This window comes from Amycolatopsis sp. SID8362, assembly GCF_010550475.1.
GTDB lineage: Bacteria > Actinomycetota > Actinomycetes > Mycobacteriales > Pseudonocardiaceae > Amycolatopsis > Amycolatopsis eburnea.
Window position 1 is genome coordinate 1 of the sequence record NZ_JAAGNB010000728.1, and the last position, 353, is coordinate 353.

The following is a 353-nucleotide window of genomic DNA, read 5'->3' on the forward strand; positions in this document are numbered from 1 at the left end:
CGGCCCGGCTGGCGGCACAAGCCGCGCCGGCTGCGGCCGTGGCTGGGCGGCTGGGCGGCCGCGCCGGTGTTCGCGCTGGCCGGGCTGCTCGGCGGCGGGTTCGGCGCCGGTCTCGCCGAGGCGCTCCGGCGGATGTCCGGCGCGGAGCTGCTGCAGGTGCCCGACACGTACTTGCTGGTCACGGTGCTCTGGGGCGCCGGCCTCGCGCTGGCCGCGGTGCTCGCCGTGCTGGGCTTCGCGGTCGCCGTCCCGCTGCGGCGATTGCGGCGGGGCATCCCGGAGATCGTCGAGCTGATGGAGCACGACGAGCGCCAGGAGGCACTGGCCGCGGCGGCGTGGGCGCGCTCGGCCTG

Annotated in this window: 1 pseudogene; it reads left to right on the plus strand. The window is 78.8% G+C overall.

Going from position 1 to position 353, the window contains the following annotated elements:
- Positions 1-353: pseudogene (locus G3I65_RS22085) on the plus strand (hypothetical protein); the annotation flags it as partial.